The following is an 8,066-nucleotide window of genomic DNA, read 5'->3' on the forward strand; positions in this document are numbered from 1 at the left end:
CTCGTTGCGATGGCCGGATGGCCCACATGCGATGGAGCGGCGGCTGGAAAACAAGATGGAGGCGATACACGCCTTCGCCCGTCAAAACGGCATCGATAGAACGGTCTGGGGCAGCATTGCCGGCAAAGCGAGGCTCGGCATCGTTTCGACCGGGAAATCGTGGCTCGATCTCATGGGCGCGCTGGCAAGCCTCGGCATTGACGAGCGCCGGGCCGGCGAACTCGGCATCCGGCTTTACAAGATCGGCATGGTCTGGCCGATCGAACCGGAAGGCCTGCAACAGTTCGCCTCCGGCGTCAAAACCCTGTTGGTGGTCGAGGAAAAGCGCGCGGTCATCGAAGACCAGATCAAGGCGCAGCTTTTCAACATGGCCTCCGACCGGCGTCCAAGGATCTACGGAAAATTCGGCGTGGATGGCCGACCGCTCTTATCCGCAGCCGGCGAGATCAATGCTGTCGGCGTTGCGAGAGCGATTGTCTCTCTCATCGGTGAGCATCACACCGATCTGCTGGCGAGATCGCACGCTATCGAGGCCATCTTCGCAGCCAGTACTGCGGAAACGCCGGCGCTGAAACGCGACCCCTATTTCTGCTCAGGCTGTCCGCACAGTATTTCCACCCGGCTACCCGAGGGAAGCCGGGCATCCACCGGCATCGGCTGTCATATGATGGTGATCGGGCTGGAAGAGCGCAACACCTCGACCTTTACCCAGATGGGCGGCGAAGGCGGCGCGTGGATCGGCCTTTCCCAATTCACCGACGAAAAGCATATCTTCGTCAACATGGGTGACGGCACCTATTTCCACTCCGGGCTGCTTGCGATCCGCGCCGCAATCGCCTCCAAGGTCAACGCCACCTACAAGATCCTCTATAATGACGCCGTCGCAATGACCGGCGGCCAGAAGCATGATGGCGAAGTCTCCGTTCCCGGCATTGTCGGGCAGATGCTCGCCGAAGGCGCGGCCCGCGTCGCCGTCGTCGCCGAGCGCCCCGAGGTCTGGCAAGGCAATCTGCCGTCCGGCGTTACGATCAACCACCGCGACGAACTCGATGCGGTGCAACGCGAATTGCGCGAGGTGGCGGGTGTTACCGTCCTCGTCTACGATCAGGTTTGTGCTGCCGAAAAACGGCGTCGGCGCAAGCGGGGCGCTTTGGCCGTCTCCGACAAGCGCGCCTTCATCAACGAGCTCGTCTGCGAAGGCTGCGGCGATTGCTCCGCGGTTTCCAATTGCATCTCCATCGAGCCGCAGGAAACGGAGTTTGGCCGCAAGCGGCGGATCAACCAGTCGAGCTGCAACACCGATCTTTCCTGCATAAAAGGTTTCTGTCCGAGCTTCGTCACCGTCGAGGGCGGCACCATCCGCAAGCCGGACGCTAAAGCAGGCAAGGCAAGTTTCGACGACCTCCCTCTTCCGGCCATCCGACCGATCACCGACCGTCCCTACAACATGCTGCTCACCGGCATCGGCGGGACCGGCGTGATCACCGTCAGCGCGATATTGTCGATGGCCGCGCACATTGACGGCCTTGCCTTACAAACGCTCGACCAGACCGGCCTTGCCCAGAAGAACGGGGCCGTTATTTCGCATCTGCGGGTGGCAAGGACGCGAGAGCAGATCACGTCCGTGCGTATCGGACCCGGGGAAAGCGATCTGGTCCTCGGCTTCGATATCGTCGTGTCAGCAGCCCAGAACGCCCTGTCCACATTCGCTGCCGGCCGGACCAGGGCCGTTCTTGACGATCATTTCGCGCCGACGGCCTCGTTTGTGCAGAACACCACGATCGACTTTCGTCAGGAAGCGACGTTGAAGGCGTTGCGCAGAGCGGCTGGTGACAATGCCATCAGCCTTATCGCCGCGACGAAACTGGGGGCGGCCCTGATGGGCGACGCGATCGCCGCCAACATGTTCCTGCTCGGCCACGCCTGGCAGCGCGGACTGGTTCCAATCAGTCTTGAGGCAGTCGATAAGGCGATCGAACTCAATGGCACGGGCATTGCGATGAACCGCGCAGCCTTTGGCTGGGGCCGTCGCTCGGTGGTCGATCCGGAAGCTGTCAAACAAGCCGCCGCAGTCGACCTGGACGAGGCGCCGGCCAAGCAAACGCTGGACGACCTCGTCGCCAAGCGCATCGAGTTCCTAACACACTACCAGAACACCGCCTATGCCAACAAATACCGCAAGCTGGTGACGATCGCCCGCAATGCCGAGGCCCGAGCGAAGCTCGGAGAGGATTTTTCCGGAGCCGTGGCGCGTAACGCCTTCAAGCTAATGGCCTACAAGGACGAATATGAAGTGGCTCGTCTCCACAACGACCGGAGCTTCAAGGACAAGATTGCCGCGCAGTTCGAAGGTGATTTCGAGATCAAGCATCATCTCGCACCGCCGCTCTTTTCCCGAAGGATCGACAAGCGCACTGGCAACCCGGCAAAGATTGCCATCAGCCGCAAGCTGATTTCACCGGCGTTCTCCGTGCTGGAGAAGTTGCGCTTCCTTCGCGGCACGCCGCTTGATCCCTTCGGCTACACGCATGAGCGACGTACCGAGCGCAAGCTGGTCGCCGACTACACGGCACTGATCAACGACCTCTCGGCAAAGCTGTCGCCGGAAAACCAGCAGCGCGCCATCGCGCTCGCCCAACTCCCCGATCAGATCAAGGGGTTTGGTCCGGTCAAATCAGCATCGATAGAGCGTTTCGAGAAGAACAAGGCGGCCCTGTTGATGCAGGCATCAAGCACTGTATCGCAGCCGGCTGACACCAGCGTAAAGAGGAAAAGCATATGAGCATGACCGAGAGCTTCGAGACCATCCTCTATGACAAGGATGAACAGGACAAGTTCGCGACGATCACCATCAATCGGCCGGACAAGCTCAATGCGATGAACAAGACGACGGTGCGCGAGATCGACCGTGCCGTTGCGCTTGCCGTCGCCGACAAGGACGTCAACGCACTGGTGATTACCGGTGCCGGCCGCGCGTTTTCGGCCGGTTATGATCTGCAAGGCGCAGACTATGACGTTAGTATCGAGGACTGGCATGCCGACATGTCGGAAAATGCCCAGGCACTTCTGAATATCTGGAAAGCTCCAATCCCCGTCATCGCCTCGGTGAACGGTTATGCGCTTGCCGGCGCGCTCGAACTCGTCATGTCATGCGATCTTGCGATCGCCGCCGACAACGCAAAATTCGGCGAACCGGAAGTCAGGCACAATTCCGGTCCGCCTGCCCTCTTCATGCCTTGGCTGCTGGCCACCCGCGATGTCCGCTGGCTAATGTACACCGGTGACCTGGTGGACGCGGAAGAGGCGCTGCGCATGCATCTGATCAACAAGATCGTGCCCGCCGATCAGCTCAAGCAAAAGACCGAGAACCTGGCGCGCAAGCTGGCGCGCATGCCGGTTCCGGCGATCAAATTCGCCAAGTCCTCCATCAACAACCAGCAGGTCGCCGCCGGCCTGATGACATCCTTCGACTACAACGTGCACGCCATTGCCGCCCTCCATGTCAGCAAGGACGGACAGGAATGGATGCGCAATCTTCAGAAGATGTCGCTGAAGGAATATCTCGAATTTCGCGACGCACCCTTCAAGGGGCTCGACTGACATCATCTTCCTCGTTGGCAGGCCGTCAAGCCGCCACGACAACACGGCTATGTTCACTCCGGAAAGGATCAGACAATGCAGACGGCCCCGTCCTCAAGGCAGGATATGGACAGCATTCCGGTCATAGATATCGCACCTTTCATCCGTCAGGCCACTGGTAGCGATGCCGTGGTCAAGGCGATCGAGGCCGCCTGCCGCGAAACCGGCTTTTTCCTGATCACCGGACATGGCGTCTCCACGGAGGCGACCACGCAGCTTTACAATCTTGCTCGCGATTTCTTCGACGAACCGCAAGACTGGAAGAAGAAGCAGGGTCGAGGAACGTCGCTAAAGGGGGGCGTCGCTTTCTCCCCCATCGCGGACGAGGCGCTGAGCGCCACGCTGGGGATAAAGACGCCGGGGGACTACAAGGAAAGCCTGAATTTCGGGCCGCGCCTTCCGGGTGACGCCTGGCCTACGGTTCCACAAGGATTGCAGGCGGCCTTTAACGCCTATTTTGCCGAGATGGAGACGCTCGCTGGGCATCTGCGACGCGCATTCTGCCAGGCGATCGGGCTTGCGCCCGATTACTTCGAGCCGGCCTTTAACGACCACCTTTCGGCACTCCGCGTCATCAACTATCCGGAACAACAGGAAAGCCCGCTGCCCGGCCAGTTACGTGCGGGCGTCCATACCGATTATGGCTTCATGACCATTCTGCGCTCGGAGGCATCCCCGGGAGGGCTTCAGGTCCGCAGGCGTGATGGCAAATGGCTGGATGCGCCGAATGTCGAAGGCGCCTATGTCGTCAATATCGCCGATGCTTTCATGCGCTGGACCAATGACGAATGGCTGTCGACGCCGCATCGGGTTGCCAATCCGCCCGGCAATTTCAAGGGTACGACACGGCGTCAATCCATTCCCTTCTTTGTCAATCCATCGAAAGAGACGCTCATCGAATGCCTGCCGCCCTTTGCGGCAAAGGCGCCGGCAAAATACACGCCGATTACCTACGGAGACTATATCGCGCTGAAGACGAACCAGGCCTTCAGCAAGTCCTGAGCGCAAGAAGCGAAACATCGCCTGCCGCATCAACACCCACCGACATACGGCCATGACAAGGGGAACCAAGATGATGAACATGAACAGGCGGCAGCTTCTTGCCGGAATGGGCGGCCTTGCCGCTGCAAGCATGATCAGCCTTCCTGCGCGCGCGCAAAGCAAGACGCTCGTGGTGCCAACGCTCGGCGGTGCCTGGGAGCAGTTCTGGCGCTCAACGCTCGCGCCGGCATTTACGGCAAAGAGCGGTGCCGCGGTGACACTCGATGCCGGCAACGGTCGTGTCTGGAGCGCCAACCTGCGAGCGGCAGGCGCTCAAAACCCTCCCTATTCGATCCTGATGACCAACGAGGCCTTCGCCTCCAGCCTGCGCAAGGAAGGCTTCTTCGAGAAGCTCGATCTGACGAAACTATCGAACTACAACGATCTCTATCCCCTTGCGAAAAAGACGGATGGTTGGGGTGCCGTGGCGATGGTCTCGCCGATCGGCATCGCCTACCGCACCGATATGGTCAAAACCCCGCCGAAGGGATGGAAGGATCTTTGGGATAATCCGGAATTCAAGGGTCGCATCGGCCTCTACAACTTCGCCAACACGGCCGGCAAGATGGAGCTGATGCTGGCATCGAAGATCTTCGGCAAGGATCAATACGACATCGATGCCGGCTTCAAGGCGCTAGAAAAGCTCGGGCCAGTCATACAGGCGGATTTCAACCTGTCGACGGGCATTGCGGCAGGCGAATTCGTGGTTGCGCCCTTCGATTTCGGCGAAGTGGCGCGCTTGCGATCCCAGGGGCTGCCGATCGATGTCGTCGTGCCCGAGGAGGGCATGCTGATGTTCGACCAGACGCTGAATATTCTTGCCCACGCCCCGGAAAAGGAACTCGCCTACCAATATGCCGATTTCCTGCTCTCCCCGGAGGGGCAGATACCGCTTATGAAGCAGTTTTTCGTCTCACCCACCAATTCCAAGGTGGTGGTCCCGGCCGACCTGCAAAAGGATGTGCCGATCTCGGGCGAGGCAATGGACAAGATCCTCACATGGGATTGGAATTTCATGAACCAAAAACAGGCCGAGTTCTCGGAGACCTGGGCAAAGGTCATGCGCTAAACGCGCCCTGACGATCCCCTCGCTATATGCCGGCCCGCCTCTATGCGGTCCGGCTGCTTTCTCGACATGGTGGCACGACCACGATCGCCGCCGGCAGAATTTGGAAGATCGATCATGACAGAGGTGAGCATCGAAGCGCTGACCAAGCACTATGGGGCATCTCTTGCGGTAAACGGCATTTCCGTGAAGATCGCGAAGGGCGAGTTTATCTCCCTTCTTGGCCCCTCCGGCTGTGGCAAGACAACCACGCTGAAAATGATAGCCGGCTTCGAGGATGCAACGTCGGGGGCAATCCGTTTCGATGGGCAGGACGTCGTGCATGTGCCTGCCGAAAAACGCGACATCGGCATGGTCTTCCAGAACTACGCCCTGTTTCCGCATATGACCGTCGCGCAAAACCTGGCGTTCGGATTGGAGATGCGCCGCAGGCCGAAGCGCGAGATCGCCGAGCGCACCGCCCGTGTTCTCGACATGGTGCAGCTCGCCGGATATGCCGACCGCTATCCGCGCCAGCTTTCCGGCGGACAGCAACAACGCGTCGCCCTTGCTCGAGCGCTGGYGATCGAACCTCGAATTCTCCTGCTCGACGAGCCGCTTGCCAACCTCGACGCCAAGCTGCGCGAGGAGATGCGCGTCTTTATCCGCGACCTTCAGAAGCGGGTTGGCATCACCACCGTTTACGTGACCCACGATCAGGCCGAGGCGATGACCATGTCGGACCGTGTCGTCGTCATGTTTGGCGGGCAGATCGCCCAGTATGGCGCACCAGCCGATATCTACGATCGGCCGGCGAGCCTCGAAGTCGCGCAATTCGTGGGGCAGGTCAACATCCTGTCCGGTCGGCTGCTATCCACCGAAGCAAACGATATCTCGGTCATCGATACCGCGCTCGGTACGGTCAGGATCGGCAATATGCCGAGGTCTCCCAATGGAGCCGTGACGCTGGTGCTTCGGCCCGAGGCCGTCGAGCTGTTTCCGGAAAGCGCAGGGCAGACAGGCGCCCCGGCAACCATCAGAGCGAGCTATTATTCGGGCAGCCTGATCGACTATAGGCTGGCGCTCGACAGCGGCGATACCATCAATGTTCAGACCTTCCCCCGCAGCCGCTTTTCTCCGGGCGACCGTGTCACCGTCAAGGTTGATGGCGATCGCTTCTGGGCGCTCGGAGCTGCCGCATGAGCCTTCGAGCGAAATCTCTGAAGCCCCTTGTCTTGGTCGCCCCGGCTGTTCTCCTCCTCGGCGTCTTCCTGGTATTGCCATACATCAACATCGTGGTCATGAGCCTGCGCAATCCGGGGAGCGGGACGCCCTATGCGCCCGGCTTCACCCTCTCAAACTATCTCAGACTCTTTGCCGACAGTTTTTATCTGGAGCAGACCGCAAACACGCTGATGATCGGTTTCATCACCACCTCTGTCTGCCTTGTTCTCGGCTTCCCCGTCGCTTGGCAGCTTGCGAAGACCCAAATGCGTTTTCGTGGCCTGGCCTATGGTCTCGTGCTGTCACCGCTTCTCGTCGGCATCGTCATCCGCAGCTATGGCTGGACGATCCTGCTCGGCAATAACGGCATGATAAACCGCACCCTGATCGGCTTCGGCCTGATCGATCRCCCCCTTGCCCTGATGTACAACTCTCTTGGGATCGTGATTGCCCTGGTGCACGTCTTCCTGCCATTCATGATCCTTCCGCTCATGAGCGCACTGCAGGGGATAGACCCGTCGATCGAAGCGGCCGCCCGCTCGCTGGGGGCCGGACGCATCACTGCCTTCAGACGAATTGTCCTGCCACTAGCCATGCCCGGCATACAGGCCGGCTGCATACTGGTCTTTGTCCTGTCGCTCAGCGCCTACGTTACGCCGTCCCTGATCGGCGGCCTGCGTGTGAAGACGATGGCGGTCAGCGTGGTCGACGCGCTTATCGACACGTTTCAATGGCCCTTCGGCTCGGCCATGGCGCTGATGCTGTCTCTGACCGGGGCGATGATGGTGATGCTGTTTGCAAGGCTCACCCGCATGAAATGGAAGGCCACGTGATGTCCAGGCACCTCCTCACCGGCTACTGCCTACTGATCTACGCCTTTCTGCTGCTGCCGATCCTCGTGGTCGTCGGCGCCTCCTTTAATGCCGGCGCCTTCTTGACGTTCCCGCCACAGGGACTTTCATTTCGCTGGTATGTGGTGTTCTTCCACAATGAGGTCTTCCTCAGCGCGATCAAGACATCGCTCTGGGTGGCCGCGGTCTCGACCGTGATCTCCTCGATCATCGGCACGATGGCGGCGATCTTCTATGTCCAGCATGCCCGACGCTGGAAGGAAAGC

At 60.0% G+C, this 8,066-nt stretch carries 7 protein-coding genes; all 7 read left to right on the plus strand.

The window, feature by feature from the left end:
• Positions 1 to 2,782: indolepyruvate ferredoxin oxidoreductase family protein (locus tag AC1D1Z_RS31030; protein ID WP_477852677.1), on the plus strand; the 2,782-nt coding region annotated here is incomplete at its 5' end.
• Positions 2,779 to 3,600 carry an enoyl-CoA hydratase/isomerase family protein gene (locus tag AC1D1Z_RS31035; protein WP_007688901.1) on the plus strand — a complete coding sequence of 274 codons (822 nt, stop codon included), beginning with the start codon at positions 2,779 to 2,781 and terminating at the stop codon, positions 3,598 to 3,600. The genes AC1D1Z_RS31030 and AC1D1Z_RS31035, both read left to right, overlap by 4 nt.
• A gap of 75 nt (positions 3,601 to 3,675) precedes the next feature.
• Positions 3,676 to 4,641, plus strand: a complete 966-nt coding sequence (locus tag AC1D1Z_RS31040; protein ID WP_222381875.1) for an isopenicillin N synthase family dioxygenase — start codon at positions 3,676 to 3,678, stop codon at positions 4,639 to 4,641.
• 70 nt (positions 4,642 to 4,711) lie between these two features.
• A complete protein-coding gene (locus tag AC1D1Z_RS31045) occupies positions 4,712 to 5,749 on the plus strand; it encodes an ABC transporter substrate-binding protein (protein WP_261330402.1) in 1,038 nt (345 codons plus the stop codon).
• Between the two features lie 114 nt (positions 5,750 to 5,863).
• Entirely contained in the window at positions 5,864 to 6,928 is a 1,065-nt protein-coding gene (locus tag AC1D1Z_RS31050; RefSeq protein WP_477852680.1) for an ABC transporter ATP-binding protein, read from the plus strand.
• Complete coding sequence (locus AC1D1Z_RS31055; protein WP_477852682.1) at positions 6,925 to 7,782, plus strand: ABC transporter permease; 858 nt, start codon at positions 6,925 to 6,927, stop codon at positions 7,780 to 7,782. Before AC1D1Z_RS31050 ends, AC1D1Z_RS31055 begins: the two co-directional genes overlap by 4 nt.
• On the plus strand, positions 7,782 to 8,066 hold a 285-nt coding region (locus tag AC1D1Z_RS31060), incomplete at its 3' end, for an ABC transporter permease (RefSeq protein WP_477852683.1). The genes AC1D1Z_RS31055 and AC1D1Z_RS31060, both read left to right, overlap by 1 nt.

Source organism: Rhizobium sp. P1_E1 (assembly GCF_056406015.1).

What these genes read in the sequence shown, in the direction of transcription:
- AC1D1Z_RS31035 (WP_007688901.1), top strand. Translation starts at nt 2,779, where the DNA reads ATGAGCATGACCGAGAGCTTCGAGACCATCCTCTATGACAAGGATGAA.
- AC1D1Z_RS31040 (WP_222381875.1), top strand. Translation starts at nt 3,676, where the DNA reads ATGCAGACGGCCCCGTCCTCAAGGCAGGATATGGACAGCATTCCGGTC.
- AC1D1Z_RS31045 (WP_261330402.1), top strand. Translation starts at nt 4,712, where the DNA reads ATGATGAACATGAACAGGCGGCAGCTTCTTGCCGGAATGGGCGGCCTT.